At 75.8% G+C, this 25,610-nt stretch carries 21 protein-coding genes and 1 tRNA gene; 12 read left to right on the plus strand and 10 right to left on the minus strand.

Annotated elements, in window-relative coordinates:
* Window positions 1–151: 151 nt before the first annotated feature.
* Window positions 152–2,347, plus strand: coding sequence for a transglycosylase domain-containing protein (locus tag ACFTWP_RS05460; RefSeq protein ID WP_380262945.1), 2,196 nt, complete (start codon window positions 152–154; stop codon window positions 2,345–2,347).
* 273 nt (window positions 2,348–2,620) lie between these two features.
* Here ACFTWP_RS05460 and ACFTWP_RS05465 read toward each other — a convergent pair whose 3' ends face one another.
* Complete coding sequence (locus ACFTWP_RS05465) at window positions 2,621–3,076, minus strand: GatB/YqeY domain-containing protein (protein ID WP_380262946.1); 456 nt, start codon at window positions 3,074–3,076, stop codon at window positions 2,621–2,623.
* Between the two features lie 300 nt (window positions 3,077–3,376).
* Between ACFTWP_RS05465 and ACFTWP_RS05470 the strand changes: the two genes are divergently transcribed.
* Together ACFTWP_RS05470 and ACFTWP_RS05475 are read left to right on the plus strand one after the other, a co-directional pair.
* Complete coding sequence (locus tag ACFTWP_RS05470; protein ID WP_380262947.1) at window positions 3,377–4,318, plus strand: metallophosphoesterase; 942 nt, start codon at window positions 3,377–3,379, stop codon at window positions 4,316–4,318.
* Window positions 4,319–4,430: 112 nt separating this feature from the next.
* Window positions 4,431–4,504: transfer RNA gene (locus ACFTWP_RS05475), tRNA-Pro, on the plus strand.
* A gap of 346 nt (window positions 4,505–4,850) precedes the next feature.
* Here the strand turns inward: ACFTWP_RS05475 and ACFTWP_RS05480 are convergent.
* Entirely contained in the window at window positions 4,851–5,534 is a 684-nt protein-coding gene (locus ACFTWP_RS05480; protein ID WP_380262948.1) for a TetR/AcrR family transcriptional regulator, read from the minus strand.
* Window positions 5,535–5,646: 112 nt separating this feature from the next.
* On the opposite strand from ACFTWP_RS05480, the gene ACFTWP_RS05485 reads away from it, so the two are divergent.
* The 5 genes from ACFTWP_RS05485 to ACFTWP_RS05505 all read left to right on the plus strand — a co-directional run bounded on the left by ACFTWP_RS05485 (window position 5,647) and on the right by ACFTWP_RS05505 (window position 12,207).
* Window positions 5,647–5,805, plus strand: coding sequence for a hypothetical protein (locus ACFTWP_RS05485; protein ID WP_380262949.1), 159 nt, complete (start codon window positions 5,647–5,649; stop codon window positions 5,803–5,805).
* A gap of 14 nt (window positions 5,806–5,819) precedes the next feature.
* Window positions 5,820–7,241 (plus strand): DHA2 family efflux MFS transporter permease subunit, encoded by a 1,422-nt coding sequence (locus ACFTWP_RS05490; protein WP_380262950.1) that lies wholly within the window; start codon window positions 5,820–5,822, stop codon window positions 7,239–7,241.
* 343 nt (window positions 7,242–7,584) lie between these two features.
* Entirely contained in the window at window positions 7,585–8,532 is a 948-nt protein-coding gene (locus ACFTWP_RS05495) for an ABC transporter ATP-binding protein (RefSeq protein ID WP_380263089.1), read from the plus strand.
* Window positions 8,529–11,453 (plus strand): FtsX-like permease family protein, encoded by a 2,925-nt coding sequence (locus ACFTWP_RS05500; RefSeq protein ID WP_380262951.1) that lies wholly within the window; start codon window positions 8,529–8,531, stop codon window positions 11,451–11,453. Before ACFTWP_RS05495 ends, ACFTWP_RS05500 begins: the two co-directional genes overlap by 4 nt.
* 310 nt (window positions 11,454–11,763) lie before the next feature.
* Window positions 11,764–12,207, plus strand: a complete 444-nt coding sequence (locus ACFTWP_RS05505) for a hypothetical protein (protein WP_380262952.1) — start codon at window positions 11,764–11,766, stop codon at window positions 12,205–12,207.
* Between the two features lie 74 nt (window positions 12,208–12,281).
* Here the strand turns inward: ACFTWP_RS05505 and ACFTWP_RS05510 are convergent, their stop codons facing one another.
* Window positions 12,282–13,073 carry a DUF6597 domain-containing transcriptional factor gene (locus ACFTWP_RS05510; protein ID WP_380262953.1) on the minus strand — a complete coding sequence of 264 codons (792 nt, stop codon included), beginning with the start codon at window positions 13,071–13,073 and terminating at the stop codon, window positions 12,282–12,284.
* Window positions 13,074–13,215: 142 nt separating this feature from the next.
* Here ACFTWP_RS05510 and ACFTWP_RS05515 point away from each other — a divergent pair, with 142 nt between their 5' ends.
* Window positions 13,216–13,797, plus strand: a complete 582-nt coding sequence (locus ACFTWP_RS05515; RefSeq protein WP_380263090.1) for a TIGR03086 family metal-binding protein — start codon at window positions 13,216–13,218, stop codon at window positions 13,795–13,797.
* Between the two features lie 32 nt (window positions 13,798–13,829).
* On the opposite strand, the gene ACFTWP_RS05520 is transcribed toward ACFTWP_RS05515, so the two are convergent.
* The 3 genes from ACFTWP_RS05520 to ACFTWP_RS05530 form a co-directional block, all read right to left on the minus strand.
* A complete protein-coding gene (locus ACFTWP_RS05520; protein ID WP_380262954.1) occupies window positions 13,830–14,468 on the minus strand; it encodes a DJ-1/PfpI family protein in 639 nt (212 codons plus the stop codon).
* A 149-nt stretch (window positions 14,469–14,617) separates the two neighbouring features.
* Entirely contained in the window at window positions 14,618–15,619 is a 1,002-nt protein-coding gene (locus ACFTWP_RS05525; protein WP_380262955.1) for a GlxA family transcriptional regulator, read from the minus strand.
* Between the two features lie 127 nt (window positions 15,620–15,746).
* Window positions 15,747–18,581: an AAA family ATPase gene (locus ACFTWP_RS05530; protein ID WP_380262956.1), complete on the minus strand. Its 2,835-nt coding sequence runs from the start codon at window positions 18,579–18,581 to the stop codon at window positions 15,747–15,749.
* Between the two features lie 135 nt (window positions 18,582–18,716).
* Here ACFTWP_RS05530 and ACFTWP_RS05535 point away from each other — a divergent pair, with 135 nt between their 5' ends.
* The 3 genes from ACFTWP_RS05535 to ACFTWP_RS05545 all read left to right on the plus strand — a co-directional run bounded on the left by ACFTWP_RS05535 (window position 18,717) and on the right by ACFTWP_RS05545 (window position 22,786).
* Entirely contained in the window at window positions 18,717–19,079 is a 363-nt protein-coding gene (locus ACFTWP_RS05535) for a nuclear transport factor 2 family protein (RefSeq protein ID WP_380262957.1), read from the plus strand.
* A gap of 195 nt (window positions 19,080–19,274) precedes the next feature.
* Window positions 19,275–20,753 carry an MFS transporter gene (locus ACFTWP_RS05540; protein ID WP_380262958.1) on the plus strand — a complete coding sequence of 493 codons (1,479 nt, stop codon included), beginning with the start codon at window positions 19,275–19,277 and terminating at the stop codon, window positions 20,751–20,753.
* Between the two features lie 209 nt (window positions 20,754–20,962).
* A complete protein-coding gene (locus tag ACFTWP_RS05545) occupies window positions 20,963–22,786 on the plus strand; it encodes a S9 family peptidase (RefSeq protein ID WP_380262959.1) in 1,824 nt (607 codons plus the stop codon).
* On the opposite strand, the gene ACFTWP_RS05550 is transcribed toward ACFTWP_RS05545, so the two are convergent.
* The 4 genes from ACFTWP_RS05550 to ACFTWP_RS05565 form a co-directional block, all read right to left on the minus strand.
* Entirely contained in the window at window positions 22,722–23,183 is a 462-nt protein-coding gene (locus tag ACFTWP_RS05550; RefSeq protein WP_380262960.1) for a hypothetical protein, read from the minus strand. The genes ACFTWP_RS05545 and ACFTWP_RS05550 overlap by 65 nt on opposite strands.
* A 12-nt stretch (window positions 23,184–23,195) precedes the next feature.
* Entirely contained in the window at window positions 23,196–23,459 is a 264-nt protein-coding gene (locus ACFTWP_RS05555; protein ID WP_380262961.1) for a hypothetical protein, read from the minus strand.
* Window positions 23,460–23,493: 34 nt separating this feature from the next.
* The gene (locus ACFTWP_RS05560; protein ID WP_380262962.1) at window positions 23,494–24,279 is read right to left on the minus strand and encodes an SURF1 family protein; all 786 of its coding nucleotides are present in this window, start codon (window positions 24,277–24,279) and stop codon (window positions 23,494–23,496) included.
* A gap of 101 nt (window positions 24,280–24,380) precedes the next feature.
* On the minus strand, window positions 24,381–25,610 hold a 1,230-nt coding region (locus ACFTWP_RS05565; RefSeq protein WP_380262963.1), incomplete at its 5' end, for a hypothetical protein.

Here is a 25,610-nt window from a genome sequence, read left to right on the forward strand (position 1 = left end):
TAGGCGAACACCTGCCCCCATGTGCGGTATTCGGAGACGTAGTGTTCTCCCCATGGCACCGAAGCGCCCCACGGCACCCCAGCGCCCCGGCAACCCAGGATCTCCGAGCGGCGAACGACGTGGCTCACCGCTCGACAAGGCGGGGCTCGGAGTGAAGTTCCTGGGGGTCAGCGTGCTGTCCGGCGTGCTGCTGGCCGGCATGGCGCTGCCCGCCGTCGGCGCGCTCGGGCTGACGGCGAAGAACACCGCCGAGAGCTTCGCGAACATCCCGGACGACTTCAAGACCCCGGCGCTCTCGCAGGCGACCCAGATCTTCGACGCCAAGGGCGGCCTGATCGCCAAGGTCTACGAGCGCGACCGCACCGTGCTCACCGCCGAGCAGATGGCGCCGATCATGCGCCAGGCCCAGGTCGACATCGAGGACGCCCGCTTCTACGAGCACGGCGCCGTCGACCTCAAGGGCGTGCTGCGCGCGGCCAGCAAGAACGCCGAGAGCGGCACCACCGCCCAGGGTGCGTCCACGCTGACCCAGCAGTACGTGAAGAACGTCAACGTCGAGAAGGCCGGCGACGACGTGGCGGCCGTGCAGGAGGCGCAGCGCAAGACCCTGGGCCGCAAGATCCAGGAGCTGAAGTACGCGATCAAGCTGGAGGAGGACCTGACCAAGGACCAGATCCTCACCAACTACCTCAACATCACCTTCTACGGGCACCAGGCGTACGGCGTCGAGGCGGCCTCGCAGCGGTACTTCAGCAAGAGCAACAAGGACCTGACCGTCCCCGAGGCCGCGATGCTGGCCGGGCTGGTGCAGAACCCCTCGGCCTACGACCCGGTGCGCTTCCCCGAGGCCGCGCAGAAGCGCCGCAACGTGGTGATCGACAAGCTGCTGGAGAACAAGCACATCACCGCGGACCAGGCCAAGGAGGCCAAGGCCGCGCCGCTCGGGCTGAAGTACAAGGACCCGCAGAACGGCTGCATCACCGCCCAGGCCGGCATGGGCTTCTTCTGCGACTACGTCCGGCACGTGGTCAAGCAGGACCCGATGTTCGGCAAGAGCGCGGCCGAGCGCAAGAAGCTCTGGGACCAGGGCGGTCTGAACATCTACACCACCCTCGACCCGGACAAGCAGGCCGCCGCCCAGAACGCGGTGACCAAGAAGGTCAAGATCACCGACCAGGTCTCGGCCGCGGCCACCATGATGGAGCCGGGCACCGGCCGCATCCTGGCGATGGCCCAGACCCGCCCGTACGGCCTGGACCCGAACAAGAACCAGACCGTGGTCAACCTGAACGTCGACGCGGCGATGGGCGGCGGCAACGGCTTCCAGACCGGATCGACCTTCAAGCCGATCCTGGCGGCGGCGGCGCTGGAGTCCGGGATGCCCCCGACCCAGGCGTTCCCGTCCGAGAACAAGATCGAGTACCCGCAGATGACCACCTGCGCCGGCACCTGGAAGAACAACGCCAAGGGCAAGGACCGCAGCGTCGGCAACGAGTCGGCGAGCGAGGTCGGCCCGTACGAGCTCAAGGAAGCGATGGCGAAGTCGGTCAACACCTACTTCGTGCAGATGGAACAGCAGGTGGGTCTCTGCGCGATGAAGCAGATGGCCAACAAGCTGGGCATCAGCCAGACCTCCAAGGGCGACCCCTTCGTCGAGGTGCCCTCCATGGTCCTCGGCACCCTGGAGCTCAGCCCGCTGACCATGGCGAACGTCTACGCGACCTTCGCCGCCCGCGGCAAGTACTGCACCCCGGTCGCGATCAGCAAGATCACCACGGTGGACGGCAAGGACGTCCCCGTGCCGCAGAGCACCTGCAGCCAGGCGTTCTCCGAGAGCACCGCCGACGCCCTCAACACCGTCCTGCTCAACGTGACCGAGAAGGGCACCGGCGCCGCGCTCCAGCTCGACGACGGCCGCAAGATCGCCGGCAAGACCGGAACCACGGACAAGAAGAAGGCCGCCTGGTTCAGCGGCTACACCCCGCAGCTCGCCACCTCGGTCTGGCTCGGCGGCCCGGCCGGCGGCGTCGAGATGAACAACATCACCATCGGCGGCCACTACTTCGACACCGTCTTCGGTGCCACCGGCCCCGGCCCGATCTGGCAGATGGCCATGAACCAGGCCCTGGCCGGCGCACCCCGCCAGGAGTTCGTCACCATCAACATCCCCGACCCGGCGCCCAAGCCGGACCCCAACGCCACCCCGCCCGCCGGCACCCCGCCGAACGGCGACGCGGCGACCGCGGCGGCCGGCGGGTTGATCGGCGGCGGGTTCACCCTCCCGCCGGGCATCATCGGCGGCGGGAACGGCAACAACGGCGGGAACGGCAAGCCCGGCGGCCACTGAGCCGACCGGCGGCCCGCCCGGCCACCGCGTGGAGCACCGGGCGGGAAGCGACCGGCGTGAAGCAACGAGCGTGACCCGCGCCAAGCACTGAGGGGGCGCCTCCCGGATTCGGGAGGCGCCCCCTCGGGCGTTCCTGGGTGCTGCGGCGGCACCGTGGCCGCGGACGGCGGGTCCGGCGCGGCGGGTCCGGCGCGGCGGGTCCGGCGCGGCGTGGCGGGCCTGGCCGGATGGTCGGTCGGGTCCGGGCTCCGGTCCGGCTCCGGTCCGGGTGGGTCAGCCCGCCAGTGCGGCGCGGACGGCGGCGGCGACCCGGCCGCCCTCGGCCAGCCCGTCCACCTTCGGCTTCACCAGCTTCATCACCGCACCGATGCCCTGCGGGCCGCTCACCCCGGCGGCCGCCACCGCCTCGGTCACGATGGCCGCCAGCTCCTCGTCACCGAGCTGCTTCGGCAGGTAGCGCGCGAGCACCTCGCCCTCGGCGCGCTCGCGCGCGGCCGACTCGGGACGGTCGGCCGTGTCGAAGGCCTCCGCCGCCTCCCGGCGCTTCTTCGCCTCCCGGGCGAGCACCTTCAGCACCTCGTCGTCGGAGAGCTCACGCTTCGTCTTGCCCGCCACCTCCTCGCCGGTGACCGCGGCCAGCGTCAGCCGGATGGTCGAGGAGACGAGTTCGTCCCGTGTCCTGATGGCAGCCGTGAGGTCCTCGTGCAGCTGCTCCTTGAGCGTCGTCATGCCCCGAGTCTCGCACCTGTCACAGCGGATCGCCCCGGATTAACCGGCCGGTCAGCGCCGCCGCGGAATTCCGCCAAGCAGTTCCGTGCCCGCCCGCCCTCCGGGACCGCACCACCGGACGTCTCCACGAGGCCGAGCGGGAGGGCGGCCGCCCGGGAGCCGTCGGCCTCGCCCCACGTCACGGTCGGGCGGGCGGGCCGGTGCCGAGCCCGGTCGGCCCCGGGACCCCCGGGACCCCCGGGACCTCCCGGGGCCGACCGGCCGTGCACCGGCTGATCCACCGTCTGAGAGCATGGAGCGATGCGACCGCTGTACTCCGTCCCCCTCGGAATCGCCGCCACCGGCGCCGCCTGCCTCGCCTACTCCGCCGGGTACGAGGTCCGCTCGTTCCGGCTGCGCCGGGTCGACGTGCCCGTCCTGCCGAAGGGCGCCCGGCCCATCCGGGTGCTGCAGGTGTCCGACATCCACATGGTGAGCGGGCAGGAGAAGAAGCAGCGCTGGCTGAAGAGCCTCGCCGGACTCCGGCCCGACCTGGTGGTCAACACCGGGGACAACCTCTCCGACCCGCTGGGCGTCCCCGCCACCCTGGACGCGCTCGGGCCCCTGATGGACTTCCCCGGCGTCTACGTCTTCGGCTCCAACGACTACTACGGCCCGGCCCGCAAGAACCCCGCCCGCTACCTCTCCGCGATGCGCAGCGGCAGTCACGGCCTGAACAACGCCGACGGCACGGGCAGGCGCGGCATCACCGGCGCCGTCCACAACCCGTGGGAGAAGCTCCGCGACGGCTTCGACGCGGCCGGCTGGCTCGACCTCACCAACGCCCGGGGCCGGCTGCCGATCGGCGGTCTCGACATCGAGTTCACCGGTCTCGACGACCCGCACATCCGCCGCGACCGCTACGCCGAGGTGGCCGGCGGCCCGTCCCCCGACGCCGACCTCTCGCTGGCCGTCGTCCACGCGCCGTACCTGCGGGTCCTGGACGCCTTCACCGCCGACCGCTACCCGCTGATCCTGGCGGGCCACACCCACGGCGGCCAGCTCTGCGTCCCCTTCTACGGCGCCCTGGTCACCAACTGCGACCTGGACGCCAAGCGGGTCAAGGGCCTCTCCACCCACCAGGCCGGCGGCCGCCTGTCCCACCTGCACGTCTCGGCCGGCTGCGGTACCAACCGCTACACCCCCGTCCGCTTCGCGTGCCCGCCGGAGGCCACCCTCCTCACCCTCGTCGAAGCCCCCTGACCCGACCACTGACCTGCGCCGACGGCTCGCCGGGAATCGGATTTCGTCTCCCGGCGAGCGTCCGGTAGAGTTCTACTCGTTGCACCGGAGACGGAGGCAACACCAGCAGGACCGGGGTGTGGCGCAGCTTGGTAGCGCGCTTCGTTCGGGACGAAGAGGCCGTGGGTTCAAATCCCGCCACCCCGACCCAGTAACACCAGCTCAGGGCCGGTGTCCTTCACAGGACACCGGCCCTGACTGCTTGTCGGGGGCCATCCCGGGAGGGCTACGGGAGAGAGCTCCGGGAGAAATCCTGGGGACGACCCGCTGACAGGGCCTCATCCCGCCTCCGGCCGGCCGCGACCTCCCGGGCGACGCGCTCCGCCGGGCTTCGGGTGGCGCCCCTCGAACCGGCGGGAGGGCAGGACGGCGGCCCGCGCGGGCGCCCCCGTCCTGCCTCGCGCGGGCCGGCGAGGGGCCATCGGCTGCGCATCGACGAGGTGCCCGAGCAGCCGGCCGTTCCACCGGGGCTCCCCGTGCGGGCCCGCCCGAATCACCTCGCCCGGTAGGCCCGGAGGAAGGCCGCGACGCCGCCCTCGACCAGGCGGTCGGCCTCGCCCTTCGGCAGCGGGAGGACGCCGTAGTGGGAGAGCTGCACGATCGCGTGCGAGGTGAGCGCCATGAAGTGGGCGCCCGCCATGGCCGCGTCGCCGTGCACGTCGATCAGGCCGGCGGTCGCGAGGTCCGTCATGACCTCGGCGAGGGCACGGCCGACCGGGCCGGGCCCGGCGTCCTTCCAGGCCGCCAGCACCTCGGGGGGCACGTGGTCGGCCTCGGCGTGGATGTGGCGGACCAGCGCGAAGTGGTTCGGGTAGTCGGTCATCATGCCGACGAAGGCGCGGGCGAGGGCGACGAGGTCGCGCTCCAGGTCCTCGGGGCGCGGCGGACGCCCGGGATCCAGCAGGGCGCGCATCCGGGACAGCTGGGCGTCCCTCACCTCGCCGGACGTCCAGGTGACGACGATTCGGAAGAGGTCCGCCTTGCCGCCGGGGAAGTGGTTGTAGAGCGTGCGCGTCGAGACGCCGGCCGCCGCGGCGAGGGCGTCCACCGAGGCGCGGGCGTACCCCTCGCGGCCGAAGACCGTGCAGGCCGCGCCCGCGATGGCGATCTGCTTCTCCAGTTTTCGGGGCGGGACCTCGCTCCGCGACTTCTCCAGCCAGGCCTCGTTGGTGTCCACACTCGCCTCCCAGCGAATTACAACGACCGTTGCACTTTCGACAACGTACGTTGTAGTTTACCGAACGGGGAGGCCGCAGCGGGTGGTCACCCGTCGGGAGGGGAACTCCGTCATGCCCACCAGCGAAGCCGTGCCCGGCAGGGCCACCGCCACCGTCACGAGCACGCGGGACGGCGCACCGCTGCGCATCGCCGTCGGCGTGCACGACCCGCGGTCGGGGATCGGGGAGTACCGCGCGACGGCCAGGGCGACCCGGCCCGACCAGGGCTGAGGGGGGCGGGGGACATGACCACGGCACAGACCACCGGGGCGGCCGCCGAGACGCCGGCGGGACCGTCCGGGGGCTCCTCCGCGGCGCTGAACCGGACGCTCATCGTGGTGATCATCGGTTCGATGATGTCGGTGCTCGACATGACGATCGTCAACGTCGCGCTGCGCAGCCTCTCCGAGACCTTCCACGCCCCGCTGGCGACGATCCAGTGGGCCACCACCGCCTACACGCTGGCGCTCGCCGGCGTGATCCCGACCGCGGCGTGGGCGATGGGCCGGATCGGTGCCAAGCGCACCTACCTGACCGCGCTCACCCTGTTCACCCTGGGCTCCCTGCTCGCGGCCTTCGCCTGGGACCCGGGCAGCCTGATCGCCTCCCGCGCCGTGCAGGGGCTCGGCGGCGGGCTGCTGATGCCCGTCGGCATGACGATGGTGATGCGCACCGCCGACCGCACACAGCTGGGGCGGGCGATGGCGCTGGGCGGACTGCCCATCCTGGTCGGACCGGTGGCCGGCCCGGTGCTCGGCGGCTGGCTGCTCGACACCGCCTCCTGGCACTGGATCTTCCTGGTCAACCTGCCCGTGGGGGCGGCGGCCCTGCTGCTCGCCGCGAAGCTGCTGCGGTCCGACGCGCCGAGCGGACCCACCGCGGCACCCGGGCTGGACGTTCCCGGCCTGCTGATGCTCTCGCCCGGCCTCGCGCTGCTGCTGTTCGGGCTGGCGCGGGGCGGCGAGCACCGCGACTTCACCACGATCGGGACGCTCGCCCCCACGCTGGCCGGCGCGCTGCTCGTCGCCGCCTTCGGGTGGCGGGCCCTGACGGTACGCCGGCCGCTGCTGGACCTGCGACTGCTGCGCGACCGCACGTTCGCCGCGGGAATCGGCACACTCGCCCTGTTCACCTGCGGCTACTTCGGCTCGATGCTGCTCGGCCCGCTGTACTGGCAGCAGGTACGAGGGATGAGCGCGACCGCCGTCGGACTGCTGGGCATGCCGGTCGGACTCACCGTCGGACTGACGCTGCAGATCGCCGCGCGGCGGATCGACAGGGTGTCACCGCGGCGCCTGATCTCCACCGGCATCGCACTGGGGGCGCTGGGGATGGCACTGACTGCCCTCCAGGTCGGAGCGCCGGACGCGGCGGCCTGGCGGGTCGTCGCCTCGGCGATGGTGATGGGGACCGGCTCGGGGATGGTGCTGATGCCGACGATGACGACCGCCAGTCGCGACCTGCCGAAGGACCGGATGGCCGCGGCGAGCACCGTGCTGAGCATCAACTCGCAGCTGTGGGCCTCGGTGGGGACGGCGCTCATCTCCGTCGCCCTGGGCTCCGCGGGCGTGGACCCGGCGGGGTTCCGGATCACGTACGCGATCGCGGCGGGCGCACTCGCGCTGGCGCTGCTGCCTGCGGCACTCCTGCCGGGACGCCGCGCCTGACGGCGCCCCTGCCGGCGACGTGCGACCGGAGAATGCGCGAAGGCCAGTGAGGGCCTGTGAGGCCTGTGAGGCCAATGAGGCCAGTGAGGGCCCTGCCGGATTCCGGTGGGGCCCTCACCCGTCTTCGGCGGCCGGGCTCTCCGGGCCCGCCGTGATTCGCCGAGTCCGGGCGGGCCGGCGGAGCGGGTTGCCCCGAAGGTCGCGGGGCGGTGCCCGTCCGGGCAGTTCCGGGCCGTCAGGGGCCGGCGGCGCCGGGGAGCGCCTTGAAGCACCCCTGCATACCAGGTATACATAGCCATACATACTCGGTATGCACCGGTCCGCGGCCACCCGCCGCGGCCTCCTGCCGCAGCCGCCCGTCGCGGCCACCCGCCGCAGCCACACGAGAAGAGAGCCGACAGTGACGACCACACGGAGGCGCTCCCCCGACGGAGCCGTCCTGCAGCTACGGGGCCTGACCCGCGTGCACGGCCGGGGCGGCGCGGAGGTCCACGCCCTGCACGGGGTGGACCTGACCGTGCTCGCGGGCGAGCTGGTCGCGGTGATGGGGCCCAGCGGCTCGGGCAAGTCCACGCTGCTGACCCTGGCCGGCGGGCTGGACAGCGCCACCTCGGGCGAGGTCCTGGTGGAGGGTCAGGAGTTGGCCGGCCTCTCCCGCGGCGCCCTGTCAGCCGTCCGGCGACGCGCCATCGGCTACGTCTTCCAGGACTTCAACCTGATACCGACGCTGACCGCCGCCGAGAACGTCTCGCTGCCGCGCGAGCTGGACGGCGTCCCGCGGCGCCGCTCCCGCGCCGAGGCCGAGGCCGCGCTGGCCGAGGTGGGTGTCGCCGAACTCGCGGACCGCTTCCCCGACCAGCTGTCCGGCGGCCAGCAGCAGCGGGTCGCCATCGCCCGGGCGCTGATCGGCGAGCGGCGGCTCGTCCTCGCCGACGAGCCCACCGGCGCCCTGGACTCCGCCACCGGGGAGAGCGTGCTGACCGTCCTGCGGGCCCGCTGCGACGCCGGGGCGGCCGCGGTCATGGTCACCCACGAGCCGCGGCACGCCGAGTGGGCCGACCGCGTGGTCATGCTGCACGACGGCCGGGTCGTGGCGGAGCGGCCCGCCGGCCACCCGGTCGAGCGTGGCGCCCACCGCCGGGACGGGACGCCGGTGGGCCCGCCGTCGCCACGGCCCGGGGGGCGGTGGCCGCGCGCCGCGGCTCCGGCCGCGCACCCGACGGCCCCGACGGCCCCGACCACCCCGACGACCCCGACGGCCCCGACCGACAGGAAGAGCGAAAGCCGATGAACCTCTCCGCCTGGCGGGCCGCCCTCCGCCTCGCCCGCCGCGACGCGCTGCGCGCCAAGGGCAGGAGCGCCCTGGTCATCGCCATGATCGCGCTGCCGATCCTCGGCGTCACCGCCGCCGACGTGGTGACCCGCAGCACCCAGCTGTCGCCGCGGGAGAGCGCCACCCGCCTGATGGGCGGCGCCGACGCCTACGTGAGCACCGTGCAGGCCGGCTGGCGCCTCGAACAGGCGCCGACGCCGGATCCGCGCACCACCACCGTGCTCTCGCAGAACGGTCCGAAGCCCGTCCCGACCGAGCAGGAGGCGGCCCGCGCGGCCGAACCGCTGGACCGGTTGCTCAAGGAGGCGCTGCCCGCCGGCGCGCGGCTGCTGCCGGTCGAGGCCCCGTCCGGGTACGCCACCACCAGCACCGCCGACGGCCAGGGCCGCGTGCAGACCTGGGGCCTGGACCTGACCGACCCGCTCACCCGAGGCATCGCCACGCTCCGCGAGGGCAGCTGGCCCGGCGCCCCGTACGAGGTCGCGGCGACCACGGCCTTCCTGGCCGAGTCCGGGCTGCGCGTCGGGCAGAGCACCACCCTGGTGGGCACCGCCAGGGCCCTGAAGATCACCTCCGCCGTCGAGTACCCCGGGGACCTCGACGCGGTACGCCTGGTGGGCCGCCCCGGCGAGCTGAGCGGGCTGCTCGCCGCCGCCGGGGGCGCGGCCGGGCAGCAGTCCACGGCCGGGGAGCAGTCCTCGCCGGGGGGTCGGCAGGACTTCCTGGTCTCGTTGCCGGGTGGCGCGGGCTTCGGCTGGGAGGACGTGCAGCGGGCCAACTCCTACGGCTTCACGGTGGCGTCGCGGGCCGTGCTCGCCGACCCTCCGCCGAACGGCGCCGTCCCCCTCTACCGGGACACCCCGCACTCCGGTTCCGAGGGCGCGGCCGAGGCCCTGAAGTCCTCGACCATCGCGGCCACCGTCGTCGGCATGGCCCTGCTGGAGATCGTGCTGCTGGCCGGCCCGGCCTTCGCCGTGGGCGCCCGGCGCTCGCGGCGCCGGCTCGGGCTGATCGCGGCGGGTGGCGGCAGCCGCGCCCACATCCGCGGCGTGGTCCTCAGCGGGGCCGTCGTCCTCGGCACCACCGGCGCCCTGGCGGGGGTGCTGCTCGGCGGGCTGGCCGTGGCCGTCGGCCGGCCGTGGCTGGAGGCCCGGTCGGGGGCCCGCTTCGGGCACTTCGCGCTGGAGCCGGGCGATCTGCTCGCCGTCGCGGCGCTCGGGATCGTGACCGGCCTGCTGGCCGCGATCGTCCCGGCCGTCCAGGCCGCGCGGCAGCCCGTGGTCGCCGCGCTCACCGGCCGCGGCGAGACCCGGCCGCCCGCCGTCTGGATCCCGCTCGCCGGCCTGGTGGTTGCGGCGGCCGGGGCGTGCCTGGCCCTGTACGGCGCGATGGAGGGTTCGCGGTCCCGGGTCGTCATGCTGGGCTCGGTGGTCGCCGAGATCGGCCTGGTCGCCTGCACCCCGTGGTTCGTCAGCCTGTTCGGGATGATCGGCCGGTTCCTGCCCCTCGGGCCGCGGCTGGCCCTGCGCGACGCGGCCCGCAACCGCGGACGCTCCGCCCCGGCCGTCGCGGCGGTGATGGCGGCCGTCGCCGGCGCGGTCGCGGTGCTGACCTTCCAGACCAGCAGTGACGCGGCGGCCCGGGACGACTTCGCCCAGTCGGCCCCGCGGGGCGCCGTCCTCCTGCGGACCGGCCAGGTCTCGGCCTCCTCGGTCACGGCCGCCGCGCCGGGCTCCTCGGCCGCCGACGCGGCGGCCACCGCGTCCACCGGCAACGCGGACCGGCTGCGCCGGGCCGTGGAGCAGGCCGTTCCCGGGCTCGGTGAACGCGGGGACCTGCGCGTCCTCGGCTACGGTGCCTGCGACGGCCAGGCCGGGAGCTTCTGCGGCACGGTGCAGGTCCAGATGCCCCCGGAGAACCTCTGCCCGCCCGCGGCCGGCGCGCGCAACCCCTGGGGCAGCGTCGGCATCAGCCCCGAGGAGGCGGACCGGCTGCTCGCGAACGACCCCCGCTGCGTCCTGAGCGCCCCGGCTCCGAGGGACCTCCGCGAGCTGATCACCGGGGACGCGACGGTGCTGCGCAACCTGCTCGGGGTGGACGATCCCGCCGCCGAGCAGGCCCTCGCCGCGGGCAAGGCGGTCGTCCTGGACCCGCGCTACGTCAAGGACGGCACGGTGCCGGTGCTGCTCACCCGGTTCGGCGCCGGTGGTCCGGACGGCAACCGGCTCAGCACCGTCGATCTGCCCGCGGTGGCGGTGCGGGCGAAGACGCCGGTCGCCCGCGCGGTGCTGTCCCCGGCGGCCGCCCAGGCCGCCGGCCTGACCCCGACCGGGTACGAGTCGGTCTGGCTGCCCGCCCGCAGCACCACCCCGGCCGAGGAGCAGCGGGCCCGCGCGGCCGTCGCCGCGGCCGGCTCCCGGGGCGAGCTGTCGGTGGAGCGCGGCTTCCGGAGCCCGCACGGCGACGCCGTCATGCTCGGGCTCGCGGCCGCCGCCTCGGCGGTGGCGATCGCGGCGGCCGGTATCGCGACCGGGCTGGCCGCGACGGACTCCCGCGGCGACCTGGCGACCCTGGCGGCCGTGGGCGCGGGCCCGGGCATCCGGCGGCGGCTGTCGGGTTTCCAGTGCGCCGCCGTCGCCGTGCTGGGGGTGGTGCTGGGCACGGCGGCGGGGCTGGTCCCGGCCGCGGCCGTCCAGCTGGTCCAGAACCACGGCAGTACGCCCCGGGTCGACGTGAGCGGCATCGCGCTGGGCACCCATCCGCTGGTCATCCCCTGGCCCTACCTGGCGGCGATGGTCGTCGGGCTCCCGCTGTTCGCCTGGGTGCTGGCGGCCGGGTTCACCCGCTCGCGGACGGCCCTGACCCGCCGGACCGGCTGACGCCTCGTCGGTCGGCCCTGGTCGGTCGGCCCTGGTCGGTCGGCTCTCGTCGACGTCCCTCGTCAACGGCCCTCGTCAACGGCCCTGCTTGTTGGCCCCGCTCGTCCGCGCGGGGCCGAACAAGCAGGGCCGTCCGCGCGGGGCCGTCCGTGGGGCCGTCCGCGGGGCCGCGGGGAGTCACCGGCCCGGCCCGCGGCCGGGAATAGTAGCCATGGACATAATAGCGATGTACGCTACTTGCCAGAGGGCAGAACCACCGGCCCCGGCCCGCGCCACCGGCGCGGCGCCGACTCCCGACGAAGGAGCAGCCATGTCCACCACCCCCAGCCTCAACGGCCAGGTCATCGGCCTCGCCCACTACGCCACCCGGGCGCTCCTGGAGCGCGAACTCGCCCGCACCGGCACCACCTTCGTCCAGTCCCTGGCGCTCAACACCGCGGCGGACGGGGGCGGTTCGGCCGACCGCGAGCAGCTGGTCACCCGGCTGACCGACGGCCTGAAGATCGACGCCGAGACGGCCGAGGCCGCCCTCGCCGAGCTGACCGCCACCGGTCTGCTGGAGAACGCACCCGCCGGGCCGGCCCACCTGCGCCTGACGGCCGCCGGCCGGGAGCGGCAGCAGCTGATCCGCGCCGCCGTGGGCGGGATCACCGCGCGGCTCTACGGCGACATCCCGGCGGAGGACCTGGCGACCGCCGGTCGCGTGGTCGCCACCGTCAAGGCCCGGGCCGACGCCGAACTGGCCGCCGGCTGAGGCCCGTTCACCCCGCCGGTCCGACCTCGGCGGCGCCGGGCGGCGGCGCTCCCCGGCGGCGCCGAGCGGGCGGCTCAGCGGCGCGCGTACCGGGCCGGCGAGGAGCCCACGGCGGCGGTGAAGTCCCGGACCAGGTGCGCCTGGTCCGCGTACCCGAGTCCGGCCGCCAGGTCGGCCCAGTCCACCCCGACGCCCTGTTCGGCCCGCGCTGCGGCCTCGTGCAACCGGGCCCGGCGCAGCACCCACTTCGGGCCGGCCCCGACGTACTCGGCGAACAGCCGTTGCAGGCCGCGGACGGACAGCCCGGAGGCGGCGGCCACCTGGTCGACCCGCAGCAGCCCGGGCGTCCGGGTGATCAGGTCCACCACCTCGGCGGCCTGCGCGGCCGCCGGGTGGGGCTCCGGCAGGACGCCGCGCAGGAAGGCCTCGGCCGCCGCCGCCATCGCGGCCGGATCCGCCTCGGCCAGCACCGCCCGCCCGGCCTCGGCGACCGCCGGACCGAACAACTCGGCGGCCGGAACCATCCGGTCGGCCAGCTCCAGCACCGGCGCGCCCAGCAGCGGCCGGAACGCCCCCGGGCGGAACCTCACCCCGAGGACCTGCCCGGCCCCCTCCAACCGCCGGGAGAACAGCCCGCGGTTGACCCCGTAGACCGCGGCCACCGGCTCCTCGAAGACCAGGTGGACGTTCGGATGGGCGAGCACCTGCTGCTCGTGCGGCGCCCGGCCGCGCAGGTCCCACCGCACGATCCAGTGGTACTCGACGAACGGGGCGAGGTCGGCGGCCGGCTCCCGCCGCAGCAGCGCGAACCGTGAGGCGGCGGCCGCCGGGTGGAGCACCCCTCGCCCGAGCTCGGATCCGGTCATCAGCTCAGCGTAGGCGGTGGGGGTTCGGCCCGGCCGGGTCTGTCGCGTTTCTTCAATACCGCCGACCGGCCCGCTGCCTACCGTCGTGCCCATGAACCAGAGACTCGAAGAGGCCGAGCAGCCCGGAACGGACCCGAGGGCGATGGACGGGCGGCTGCACCGCTCGCTGGCCGAGAGCGCGGCCGAGGCCGCCCGGATCGCCCGCGGCGTCACTCCCGACCAGCTGCCCGGCGCCACCCCGTGCGCCGAGTACGACACCCGCACCCTGGTCAACCACTGGGTGCTGTACACCTCGCACGGCCTGGAGCACCGGGCCCGGCGCACACCGATCCCGGACGAACTGCTGAGCCGCGACTTCACGGCCGAGGAGGGCTGGGCCACCGGCTACGCCGCCCAGCTCGACCGGGCCGTCGACGCCTGGGCCGACCCGGCCGTCTGGGAGGGCGAGATCGACAGCGGCGGCGGCACGACGCCCGCGCCGGCGCTCGCCGCCCTGCTGCTGGCGGAGCTGGTGATCCACAGCTGGGACGTCGCCCGGGCCACCGGCCAGGCCTACCGCTGCTCCGAGGAGACCGCCGGGGCGGTGCTCGCGGTGGTCGGGGAGCACGCCGAGCTGTACCGCCAGTACCAGGGGTTCGGCGATCCGGTGACCGTCCCCGGCACGGCGTCCGCCCTCGACCGCGCCCTCGCCCTCTCCGGCCGGGACCCCCGCTGGTCGGGCTGACACCCGCCGGCGGGAGTTGCCCGGGCACGCCGTCAGGGCGTGCCGATCGCCAGACCGCTCGCCCGCAGGGAGGCCACCAGCTCCGCGGGCGCGGTGGCGACGGACCCGGCGTCGTAGGGCGGCTGCGGGTCGTACTCGACGACCAGTTGGACCGCACGGGCGACGTCGTCGCCGGCGATCCGGCCCGTCAGGTGCAGGGCGAGGTCGATACCGGCCGAAACCCCGGCGGCGGTGGCGTACTTGCCGTCGATGACGACCCGCTCCGGGGTGGGCACGGCCCCGAAGGCCGGGAGCTGCTCCAGGCAGATCCAGTGCGAGGTGGCCCGGCGGCCGGCGAGCAGCCCGGCACCGGCCAGCAGCAGCGACCCCGAGCAGACCGAGGTGGTCCAGGTGGTGGTGGCGTCGACCCGGCGGATCCAGTCCAGCGTCTCCGGGTCCGCCAGGGCCTCCGCGGTGCCCGGGCCGCCCGGCACCAGCAGGACGTCGGGCCGGGTCACCTCCGAGAACGCCGCCTCCGCCGTCACCACCAGGCTGCCCAGGTCCGTCCGGACCGGCCCCGGCCTGGCCGCGGTGAACACCACCTCGGCGTCCGGGATCCGGCCGAGGACCTCGTAGGGGCCGACGGCGTCGAGTGCGGTGAACCGGTCGTAGAGCAGGACGGCGATCTGCATGGGGGTCTCCCTGGACGGTGCGGGGTCCGGAACCGGACCCGGTCGTGGACGGGTGGTCGTGCCAGTGGACGTGGGCGTGCGTGTGGTCGTGGTCGTGCTCGTGGGCCGACTCGGCGGTGCGGGCGCGGGCGTGGCCGGACCGACCGGGCTCAGGCCGGGAGCGGGTGGGCCGGGAGCGGGCGGACCGGGAGCGGGCGGACCGGCCGGAACCGGCGGCGGTACTCCATCGGCGGGACGGCGAGTGCCCGGACGAAGGCGCGGCGCATCGCCTCGGCCGTCCCGTAGCCGCAGGACCGGGCTATCTCCTCGATCCCGTCGCCGCTCTCCTCCAGCCGGCGCCGGGCGGCCTCCAACCGGACGCCGTCCACGTAGCGCCCCGGACTCACCCCCACCTCCGCCTTGAACACCCGGGCGAACTGGCGCGGCGACAGTGCGGCCCGGGCGGCCAGCGCGTCCACCGAGAGGTCGCTGCCGGGGTGCTCGGCGATCCAGCGCTGGACCTCGCGCAGCGGGCGCCGCTCCGCGAGCTGCGCGGCCAGCTGGACGCTGAACTGCGCCTGCCCGCCCGGGCGGTGCAGGAAGACCACCAGGTGGCGGGCGACCAGCAGGGCGGCCTCGCGGCCGTGGTCCTCCTCCACCAGGGCGAGAGCGAGGTCGATGCCGGCCGTCACCCCGGCCGAACTGGCGATCCGACCGTCCCGGACGAAGATCGGCTCGGGATCGACCCGGATGTCCGGGAACCGCCGGGCGAGCGAGTCGCAGTACGCCCAGTGCGTGGTCGCCCGGCGACCGGCCAGCAGCCCGGCCGCCGCGAGCAGGAAGGCACCGGTGCACACCGAGACCACCCGCTCGGCCCCGACCGCCAGTTCGGCGATCCGGCGCACCAGGGCGGGATCCGGTTCGGCGGTGCCGTGCCCACCGGGCACCAGCAGGGTGTGCGGCGTGCCGGCGAGGTCCAGGTCCAGATCGGGCAGCAGCCGCAGCCCGCTGCCGGTGCGGACCGGCAGACCGCCCGGAGCGGCCGTCCGCACCAGGTAGCTCCCCGGCCGCCCGGCGGCGGGCCCGCCCCCGGCGAACACCTCCAGCGGACCGGTCACGTCGAGGCTCTGCACGCCCTCGAAGAGGACGATCAGCACGCTGCGGGTGGTCATGTCCCCACCCTGACAGCGGGGCGGGACGGCAGCAATGACGTGCCTCCCACCTTTCCTGCCGTCGGCGCCCGGGCCGCGGGCCGGCCGCCGGCACCGACCGGGCCACGGGCCTGCCGCCGCGCCGCCGCTAACGCGCCGACTGCGCGACCAGCTCCGCGAGTTCGCCGCGGGCGGCGACACCGAGCTTCGGGTAGGCCTTGTAGAGGTGGTGGCCGACCGTCCGGGGGCTCAGGAAGAGCTGCGCGGCGATGTCGCGGTTGGACTGCCCCTGGGCGGCGAGGCGGACGATCTGGAGCTCCTGCGGGGTCAGGACCGCCAGCGGACCCGCCGCGCGGCCGGTGGGGGCGGCCGTGCCGGTCGCGGTGAGTTCGGTGCGGGCGCGCTCGGCCCAGGGGTGGGCGCCGAGCAGGTCGAAGGCCTCCAGGGCGGCCCGCAGGTGCGGGCGGGCGTCGGTCCGGCGGCGCTCGCGGCGCAGCCACTCCCCGTACAGCAGGGCGGTGCGGGCCTGCTCGAAGGGGCGGCCGGACTCGCGGTGCAGTTCCAGGGCGGCCAGGTAGCCGGATTCGGCGAGTTCGTCCGGTCCGAGCAGCGCCTGGCAGCGCAGCCGCAGCGCCTGCGCCCAGGGCTGCCCGGTGGCGGCGGCCCAACGGGCGAAGCGCTCGTACGGTTCGACCGCACGCTCCGGGGCGCCGATCCGGACGAGGGCTTCGACCAGGTCGGGGACGGCGCGGGTGGCGGACACGTGGTGGCGGTGCCGGCCGGTGGCCAGCGGCCCGAGCCGGTCGGCCGCGTCGGCGGCCCGGCCCTGACCGAGGTCGAGCAGGCCGAGGGCCCACTGCGCCCAGGGGTCGCCGGCGGGCGGGGCGCTGCCCGAGCCGGCGCCCGCGAGGGCCCGGGCGGCCAGCGCCCCGCAGCCGTCCGCGTCACCCCGCAGGGCCGCCAGCCAGGCCAGCAGCGCGCCGAGTTGGCTGGTCCACTGGTGCTGTCCGGTGTCCTCGGCGAGGTGCAGCGCCTCGGTCGCGGTGACCTCGGCGTCACGGTGCCGGCCGTGGAAGAGCTCCGCCTCCGCGAGGAAGAACTGCAGCGTGGGCAGGATGCCGACCAGACCCCTGCCGCGCGCCTCGACCACGAGCTCCGTGGCGAGTTCGTGGGTCTCGGTGTCGCGGCCGAGGATCAGCGTCGCCCCGCAGAGCTGCACCAGGTCACTGGGGGCGGCGCCGACCCGGCGGGCCTCGGCGGCCGTCTCGCGGACGGTCGGGAGCGGCGGCGCGGGGCGCCCCAGCAGCGGGAGGGTGCCGGCCAGCAGGTGCCGGACGAGCGGCGCGACGGGCTCGCCGGGCGGCAGCCGCAGGGCGGCGAGCCGGTCGAGGACGGCGCCGACCGCCTCCTCCCCGACGTACCAGGCCGCGTGAAAGGCCTGGAAGAGCATCCGGGCGGCGTGCGGCGCCTGGATCCCCACGGCGGAGGCGTCCAGCAGCAGCCGGTGCGCGGCCGGGTAGTTGCCGCGCCAGAACTGGGCGGTGGCCCTGATGTGGGCGATCAACGCGTGCGCGAAGGGGTCGTCGGTGCGGGCGCCGGCCCGTTCGGCGAGAGCCTCGGCGTGCTCCAACCGCCCCTCCTCGGTGGCTGCTTCGGCGGCCAGGACGAGCCGGCGGGTGGCACCGTCCCGGTCCGGGGTGAGCCGGGCGGCGCGCTCGTACGCGGCGGAGGCGGCGCCGTGGCCGCCGCGGGCCTCGGCGCGCTCGGCGGTCCGCTCCAGCGCGTCCGCGAGGGCGGCGTCGGGGCCCGTGGCCGCGAGGGCCAGCTGCCAGCTGCGGCGGTCGCCGTCCTCCAGCGTCTCGCCCAGGGCCCGGTGGGCCGCCTGGCGCTGCCTCAGCGGCGCCCGTTGGAGGATCGAGGCCCGGACCAGCGGGTGCCGGAAGGCCAGTACGGCGCCGCTCCCCGGCTCGGAGATCCGCACCAGTCCGGCCCGCTCGGCGGGGGCGAGCTCGTCGGGGCCGGCGCCGAGCGCGGCGGCGGCGGTCAGGACGGTGGCGAGGTCGCCGGTCTCCTCCGCCGCGGCGACCAGCAGCAGCGTCTGCGTGCCGGCGGGGAGCGCGCTGACCCGTCCGTGGAAGGCGAGTTGGAGGCGGTCGGTGAGGGGCAGCGCACCCGGCGCGGTGGCACCGGCGGGCTCGGCGGCCAGTGCCGCCGGCAGTTCGGTGAGCGCCAGCGGGTTGCCCCGGGCCTCGGCCAGCACCCGGCGCCGGACCTCCGGGCCCAGGGCGGCGGAGCTCCCGGTCCGGGCGGCGGAGCTCCCGGCCAGGACGGCTCCGGGGCCGGCGGAGGGCGCCGCGACGGCGGATTCGTCGCCTGCCCCGGGGCCCGGCGGCCGGGCCGCGAGCAGCTCGACGGCCGCCGCCTCGTCCAGCCCGGCGAGCCGGAGTTCGGGCAGGCCGACCGCCGGGAGGGCGCCCTCCTCCTCGCGGGAGGCGAGCAGCAGCGCGATGCCCTCCGCGCGGAGCCGGCGGGCGGCCAACAGCAGCGCCTCGACGGAGGAGCGGTCGAGCCACTGGGCATCGTCCACCAGGCACAACAGCGGCTGCTCGGAGGCGAGTTCGGCGAGCAGACCGAGGGTGGCCAGGCCGGTGAGCAGCACCCCGGCGGCCCGCTCCGACGGCTCCGCGAGCCCGAAGGCACCCTCCAGCGCCCGGCGTTGCGGCGCCGGCAGGGCGGGCAGCCGGTCGAGTCCGGGCGCCAGCAACAGGCTCAACCCGGCGAACGGGAGCTCCGCCTCGTACTCGACGCCGGTCGCCCGGATCACCCGGAACTCCGGTCCGGCGGCCGACGCGGCGTGCTCCAGCAGCGCGGTCTTGCCGATCCCCGGCTCGCCCCGCAGCACCAGCACCCCGCTGCGGCCGGCCCGCGCCTCGTCCAGCAGGCGGCCGATGGCGGCCTGCTCCACTCCCCTCCCGTACAGCATGACCCGACCCTACCTACCCCAACGCCGTGCCGTACGACGGCGATTACCGATGCGTGACCGATTCGGCGGGCGCGCTTCCTCCGTACCTTTTCGACCAGCGGGAACGGCCCGCCACCGAGGACGAAGGAGCAGGACATGACCGATCTCCAGCAGCTGGCCGAGCGCTACGTCGCCACCTGGAACGAGACCGACCCCACCGCCCGGCGCAAGCTCGTGGACGAGCTGTGGAGCGAGGACGGCCGCTACACCGACCCGCTGATGGCCGTCACCGGCCGGGCCGCCGTCTGCGACGCGATCGGCGCCGCCCAGGCGCAGTTCCCCGGGCTGGTGTTCACCCTCGGCCCGGTGGACGCGCACCACGACCTGGCCCGGTTCACCTGGGAGCTCGGGCCGGCCGGGGCCGAGGCGCTGATCGTCGGCTTCGACGTCCTGGTGGCGGACGCCGACGGGCGGATCGCCTCCGTGTTCGGCTTCCTGGACCGGGTGCCCACCGCCTGAGCCGTCGGCCCCGCTCCCGCACCAGCCCCGCACTCCGCGAACACGCCCGGCCCGGGGGCGCCCCACCGCGCCCCCGCCCGGGCCGAACCCACCGGACCTGCGGGAACCCCCTGCACCCGCCGGCGGATCGCCCGTCTGAATCCGTCTGAACCCGTCCGAACCCGCCTGCACCCGCGCATCGAGGAGACATCCGTCGTGACCAGCACCCTGCGCTCCACCCGACCGGCGCCGGCGGCCACCGGCCCCACCACCGGCACCGCCTCCGGCCCTGACACCAGCCCTGACACCGGCGCCGCGCCGGCCGCGACACCCGGCGGGCTCCCGCCCCGGGGGCTGCTCCCCGTCCTGCTCACCGCGAGCTTCATGACCGCGCTCGACTTCTTCATCGTCAACGTCGCCGTCCCGTCCGTACAGGTGGACCTGGGAGCCGGCCCGGCCACCGTGCAGTGGGTGATCGCCGGATTCGGGCTGGCGCTGGCCGCCGGGCTGATCACGGCGGGCCGGCTGGGCGACCGGTACGGGCGCCGCCGGATCTTCGCGCTGGGCCTGGCACTGTTCACCCTGGCCTCGGCCGGCTGCGGCCTGGCACCCACGGCGGGCGCGCTGGTCGGCGCCCGGGTGGTGCAGGGGCTGGCCGCCGCCCTGACGGGCCCGCAGGTGCTGGCCGTCCTGCGGACGGCGTTCAGCGGGGCCGCGCAGGCCAGGGCGTTCGCGATGTACGGGCTGACGCTGGGGATCGGCGCGGTGTTCGGGCAGTTGATCGGCGGCCTGCTGATCAGGGCCGACCTGTTCGGCCTGGACTGGCGGGCCTGCTTCCTGATCAACCTGCCGGTGGGCCTGGCCGCACTGGCGCTGGTGCGCCGCTGCCTCCCGGAGTCCCGCGCGCCGCGCCGCCCGGGGCTGGACCCGGTCGGCGTCCTCCTGGTCACACCGGCGCTCACCGGCCTGGTGCTGCCGCTGATCCAGGGCCGCGAGCAGGGCTGGCCGCTCTGGACCTGGCTCTGCCTGGGCGGTTCGGCCGCCCTGCTGGCCGCCTTCGGGCTGCACCAGCACCGTCGCAGCGCCTCGCCGCTGGTGGCCACCGGGCTCTTCGGCGACCGCGCCTTCACCGCCGGGATCCTCGCCCAACTGGCGTTCTGGCTCGGCCAGGCCTCCTTCTTCCTGGTCCTCGCCCTCTACCTGCAGCAGGGCCGCGGCCTGGACGCGCTCGGGGCCGGCCTGGTGTTCACCGCGATCGGCCTCGGCTACCTGGTGACCTCGACCACCGCGCACCGGCTGGCCGCCCGGATGGGCCGTCAGGTGGTGGCCGTCGGCGGGCTGCTGATGGCGGCCGGTCTCGGTCTGATCGGCCTGGCCGCCCACCTGGCCGGCACGACCGGCAGCGTCTGGTGGCTCGCGCCGGGCCTGCTGGTGGACGGCCTGGGGATGGGGATGGTGATCGCCCCGATCACCACGACGGTGCTGGCCGGGGTCCGCCCGGAGCTGGTCGGTTCGGCCGCCGGGGTGCTCGCGACCGTCCAGCAGGTCGGCGGGGCGCTGGGGATCGCGCTGATCGGCATCGTCTTCTACGGCGCCGAGGGCCTCCCCCGGGGGTTCGAACTGAGCGTGGCCGCCCTGGCGGTCCTGGAACTCGCGCTGGCCGCCCTGGTGCAGCTCCTCCCCCGCCGGACCTGAACCACCCGGACCTGAACCACCCGAGCCTGAACCATCCGGACCGAACCATCCGGGCCCGAACCACCCGGCCACACAGCCCCCGTACCGCCCCTGCACCACCCCCGCGCCACCCGCCGGCCGCTCTCGGCCGCGCCGCATCGGGTCCCGGCGGTCGCCGCCGGGACCCGCCGGCGTTCCGATCACTCCGGTTCATCGGGTTGGATGGGCGGATGAGCGACGAGAAGAGCGCGGTACCGGCGTGGGAGCAGCGGTTCAGGGCGGCCCGGGTATCGCTGCCCGACTGGGCCGAGGACGCCCCCGACCGGGCGCTGTACGTGTCGAACGCGACCGGTACGTACGAGGTGTACGCCTGGGACCGCGCCACCGGCGACCACCGCCGGGTGACCGACCGGCGGAACGGCACCACCGATGCCGAGCTGTCCCCGGACGGCGAGTGGATCTGGTGGTTCGACGACAACGACGGTGACGAGTTCGGCGTCTGGCGCCGCCAGCCGTTCGGCGGCGGACCGGACGAGGAGGCCGTGCCCGGCCTGCCCGCCTCGTTCTCGGCCGGCCTGGCCCTCGGCCGCGGCGGCACCGTGGTGGTCGGCCGCTCCACCGACGAGGACGGGACCACCCTGCACCTGCTCCGGGCCGGCGCGGCCGAGCCGACGGAGATCTACCGGCACGAGGAGTACGGCGGGATCGGCGACCTCTCCCACGACGGCGCCCTGCTCGCGATCGACCACACCGAGCACGGTGACGCGATGCACTCCGCGCTCCGGGTCGTCCGGCTGGCCGACGGCGCCACGGTCGCCGAGCTGGACGAGGTGACGGGCCGGGAGGAGCCGAGCGGGGTGGCCTGCCTCGGGTTCGCGCCGATCGGGGGCGACCCCCGGATGCTGGTGGCGCACCAGCGCCGCGGCCGCTGGGAGCCGATGCTCTGGGACGTGCTGACCGGCGCCGAGACCGAGCTGGTGCTGCGCGACGAGGCGGGGCGCGAGCTGCCCGGCGACGTCTCCGCCCAGTGGCGACCCGACGCCCGGGCCCTGCTGGTCGAGCACGAGTTCGAGGCCCGCAGCGAACTCTTCTGGTACGACCTGGAGAAGGCGGTGCTGACCCGGCTGGAGACCCCGCGCGGCACCATCGGCGGCGCCACCGCCCGCCCGGACGGCACCGTGGAGTTCCTCTGGTCCTCCGCCGCCGAGCCCTCCGTGGTCCGGTCGACCTCCGGCGAGGTGGTGCTGCGGGCGCCCGGCGCGGTGCCGCCCGGCTCGGTACCGGTGGAGGACGTCTGGGTCGACGGGCCCGGCGGACGGGTGCACGCCCTGGTGCAGCGCCCGGCGGGCGAGGGCCCGTACCCGACCGTCTTCGAGGTCCACGGCGGCCCGACGCACCACGACAGCGACTCCTTCGCGGCCGGCCCGGCGGCCTGGCTGGACCACGGCTTCGCGGTCGTCCGGGTCAACTACCGGGGCTCCACCGGCTACGGGCAGGCCTGGACGGACGCGCTGCGCGAGCGGGTCGGCCTGATCGAGCTGGAGGACATCGGCGCCGTCCGCGAGTGGGCGGTGGCGAGCGGGCTGGCCGACCCGGCGCGCCTGGTGCTCTCCGGCGGCTCCTGGGGCGGCTACCTGACCCTGCTCGGGCTCGGCGTGCAGCCGGACGACTGGTCGCTCGGCCTGGCGGCCGTCCCGGTCGCGGACTACGTCACCGCGTACGGCGACGAGATGGAGGCGCTGAAGTCGCTGGACCGCACGCTGTTCGGCGGCACGCCGGAGGAACTGCCGGAGCGCTGGGCCGCGTCCTCCCCGCTGACGTACGTGGAGCGGGTGCGGGTGCCGGTCTACATCAGTGCCGGGCTGAACGACCCGCGCTGCCCGATCCGGCAGATCGACAACTACGTCGAGCGGCTGGAGCAGCTCGGCAAGCCGCACGAGGTGTACCGCTACGATGCCGGCCACGGGTCGCTCGTCGTGGACGAGCGGATCAGGCAGCTGCGGCTGGAGATCGGCTTCGCGCTGCGGCACCTGGACATGGGGGAGATCGAATGAGGATACGCACCGGGCCGGCGGCTGCCGTGATCGCGGCGGCGCTGGCCCTGGCCGGCTGCTCCGGGCAGGATGCGCAGGCCTGCCCGGACACCCGGCCGGTCCTCCCGTCCACCGCGGCGAGCCTGGCCCCGGCCGTCCCGAAGGGCGTACCGGTGCCGTCCTCGCCCGCGGGTGCCACCGCCACCAGGGCGGCGGCGCCGGCCGGCTCGGTCGAGGTGGTGCCGGCACTCTTCACCACCAGGGCGGGGACGCCCGAGCAGGTGGCCGCGGCGGAGGCGGCGGAGCTGGCGGAGCTCGGCCGGGCCACCCGGTTGAGCCTGTTCACGAAGAGCTCGAAGAGCAGCGGGTCCAGGAGCAGCAGCTCGAAGAGCTCCGGTTCGAAGAGTGCCAAGAGCAAGCGGAAGGTCCGTCACCACACCGACCACGACGACGACTCCTCGGGCAAGTCCTGCGGGAACTCGTCGCCGACGGTCTCGCCGTCCCCCTCCCCGTCCCCCTCCTCGACGGTGTCCCGGCCGCCGTCCCCGTCACCCTCGGTGCCCTCGGCGCCGGTGTCGCCGGGACGCGGCAGCGGGACCCCGGCACCGCCCGCGAAGCCGCTGCCGCCGGCTGCGACGCCGACCGCCAAGCCGTCCCGGTAGTTCAGGGAGTCCAGGGAGTCCAGGGAGTCCAAGGGCTCCCGGGTGCGCCGCGGGGGGCGGCGCACCTCAGTCCAGGGCCGGGTCCAGTCCGAGGGCCCGGTCCTGCTCCGCCTCCGCCTCGCGGCGCACCAGGCGGAACCACATGAAGACCACGAAGCCGCCGAAGACGAACCACTCCAGCGTGTAGCCGAGGTTCTGGAACGCGCGCAGGCTGAGCCCGTCCCCGCCCTGCGGCTGGACGGTCGGCACCACGCCCAGGCCGGACGGCGCGCTGTCCGCGGCCACCCAGCCGTCGTACCAGCCGTCGTACGGGAGCATGTTGAGCAGCGTGGCCCGGCTGATCGTGCCGAGCTGACCGGGCGGCAGACCGCCCGCCACCGCGCCGTTGCTGCCGCTGCTCTCGCCGGCCTGCAGCCGCCCGGTCACGGTCACCTCGCCGGCCGGCGGCGCGGGCACCTCGGCGGCGGGCGGGCCGGCCGCCCAGCCGCGGACGACGGCGACGGTGCGGCCGTCGGCGGTGCGCAGCGGGGTGAGGACGTAGTAGCCCTGCCGGCCGTCCACCACCCGGTTGGGGACGAGCAGCTGGTGGGCCGCGTCGAAGCTGCCGGTGGCGCTGACGGTGCGCCCGACGGTGGTGGTCCCGACCTGCGGGGCGGCCTCGGTGAGGACGCCGCCCAGCGGTTCGGCCGGGCCGGGCGGGGCCGCGCTCGCGACCGCGCCGTCCCGGTGGGCCGAGACCCGGTCCTCGAACCGGCCGAGCTGCCAGGAACCCAGCCAGAGGCAGACCGCGACGGCCACCAGGGCGAGGACGGTGCTGCTCAGCCAGCGCGGAGTCAGGAGGAACCGGTACACACCTCCCACGGTAACCAGTGCCGCCCGGCCGCCGGACCGCTGGGGTGGCCCCTGCGCCGGGTCGGCCCCGGCCCGACCCGGCCGGGGCCGGCCGGAGCGGCTCAGCCGGCGGTGGACGGGCCCGAGGGCGGGGGATCGGCGGGTTGCGGCGCCGTCCGGTAGACCGTCCCGGCGCAGGCGCCGGTGAGGACGGCGGTGACGGCGGCGGAGCCGGCGGGCGCCGGGGTGTACGCCAGCGTGATGCTCGCGGCGGGGGCGCTCGGCACGGCCGTGGGGCTGGCGGTCGGGCTCGGCGCGCTGGTGGGGGCGGCCGTCGGCGAGGCGGACGAGAGCGTCCCCGCCGTCGGGGCCGCCGAGGCCCCGTTCGCCACCGGCTGCGGCGAGGCCTGCGGCTGGCCCCCCAGGGCGGCGGGCGCGGGCGCGGGGGCGCCGGGGCAGGAGCTCCCGGGCACCCAGCCGAACTGCACCCGGTAGGCGGCCTTCGGCGCCAGCACCGGCGGTCCGGCGGCGGCGATCCCGACCGGGTCGGGCAGCGCCGTCGCGGCGTCGCCCGCCAGGTGGTCGAGGACCTTCACCTGCGCCGGGTCCGAGCCCGCCGCGGCACTGACCAGCAGGGTGCCGGGCCCGGTCAGCGCGCAGTCGTGCCCGGAGGTGTTCACCACGGTGAAGGAGCCGTAGACCGCTCCCGCGGCGTCCGCCGGCCGGAGCTGGAGGCTCCCCTGGCCCAGGTCGTCCCGCCCGCAGGCCGGCGCCGGGGCCCCGCCCGTCCCGGGCCCGGCGGTGGCCGGACCGCTCGCGGGGGCCCCCGTGCTCGGGCTCGCGGAGGCGACCGGCGCGCCCGGCCAGTTCCCGGTCCCGCCGCTCGCGCCGCTCCAGGTGTACGGGCTGGTCGGGCTCCCGGCCGAGCTCCCGCCCACCGTCCGGGTGGCCGAGGGGAGGCCGCCGGTGCTGTCGGCCGTGCCGACGGCGGCCGGGTCGGACAGCCCCAGGCCCTCGGGGTAGCCCAGGGCGGGCAGCGCGACGGCGGTGGCGAGCGCGACGGCCGCCGCGCACGTCCAGGCACCCCGGCGCAGGGCCCGGCGGCGGGGGACCCCGTGGCGGATCCGGGTCAGCGCGGCGGCGTCCGGTTGGACGTCCGCGACCGAGCGCAGCATCAGCTCCCGGACGAACCGCTCCTCGGAGGAGAGCGGGCCGCCGAGACCGCCGCCCCCTGTTTCACCCGGCCGGCTCCGGCCCGGGCCGGAGCCGGCCGGGGGGGGGGGCGGGCGCCCCGCCGCCCCGCGGGCGGCGGGCACCGCCCCGGCGCCCTCCCCCCCCCGGGCGGGGGCCCC

Source organism: Kitasatospora sp. NPDC057015 (assembly GCF_042673745.1).
Lineage (GTDB): Bacteria > Actinomycetota > Actinomycetes > Streptomycetales > Streptomycetaceae > Kitasatospora.

Excerpts from the sequence above, each read along its gene's own strand:
- ACFTWP_RS05465 (WP_380262946.1), bottom strand. The coding sequence starts at position 3,076 with ATGACGACGCTCAAGGAGCAGCTGCACGAGGACCTCACGGCTGCCATC.
- ACFTWP_RS05470 (WP_380262947.1), top strand. The coding sequence starts at position 3,377 with ATGCGACCGCTGTACTCCGTCCCCCTCGGAATCGCCGCCACCGGCGCC.
- ACFTWP_RS05485 (WP_380262949.1), top strand. The coding sequence starts at position 5,647 with ATGCCCACCAGCGAAGCCGTGCCCGGCAGGGCCACCGCCACCGTCACG.
- ACFTWP_RS05490 (WP_380262950.1), top strand. The coding sequence starts at position 5,820 with ATGACCACGGCACAGACCACCGGGGCGGCCGCCGAGACGCCGGCGGGA.
- ACFTWP_RS05500 (WP_380262951.1), top strand. The coding sequence starts at position 8,529 with ATGAACCTCTCCGCCTGGCGGGCCGCCCTCCGCCTCGCCCGCCGCGAC.
- ACFTWP_RS05505 (WP_380262952.1), top strand. The coding sequence starts at position 11,764 with ATGTCCACCACCCCCAGCCTCAACGGCCAGGTCATCGGCCTCGCCCAC.
- ACFTWP_RS05510 (WP_380262953.1), bottom strand. The coding sequence starts at position 13,073 with ATGACCGGATCCGAGCTCGGGCGAGGGGTGCTCCACCCGGCGGCCGCC.
- ACFTWP_RS05515 (WP_380263090.1), top strand. The coding sequence starts at position 13,216 with ATGGACGGGCGGCTGCACCGCTCGCTGGCCGAGAGCGCGGCCGAGGCC.
- ACFTWP_RS05520 (WP_380262954.1), bottom strand. The coding sequence starts at position 14,468 with ATGCAGATCGCCGTCCTGCTCTACGACCGGTTCACCGCACTCGACGCC.
- ACFTWP_RS05525 (WP_380262955.1), bottom strand. The coding sequence starts at position 15,619 with ATGACCACCCGCAGCGTGCTGATCGTCCTCTTCGAGGGCGTGCAGAGC.
- ACFTWP_RS05530 (WP_380262956.1), bottom strand. The coding sequence starts at position 18,581 with ATGCTGTACGGGAGGGGAGTGGAGCAGGCCGCCATCGGCCGCCTGCTG.
- ACFTWP_RS05535 (WP_380262957.1), top strand. The coding sequence starts at position 18,717 with ATGACCGATCTCCAGCAGCTGGCCGAGCGCTACGTCGCCACCTGGAAC.
- ACFTWP_RS05545 (WP_380262959.1), top strand. The coding sequence starts at position 20,963 with ATGAGCGACGAGAAGAGCGCGGTACCGGCGTGGGAGCAGCGGTTCAGG.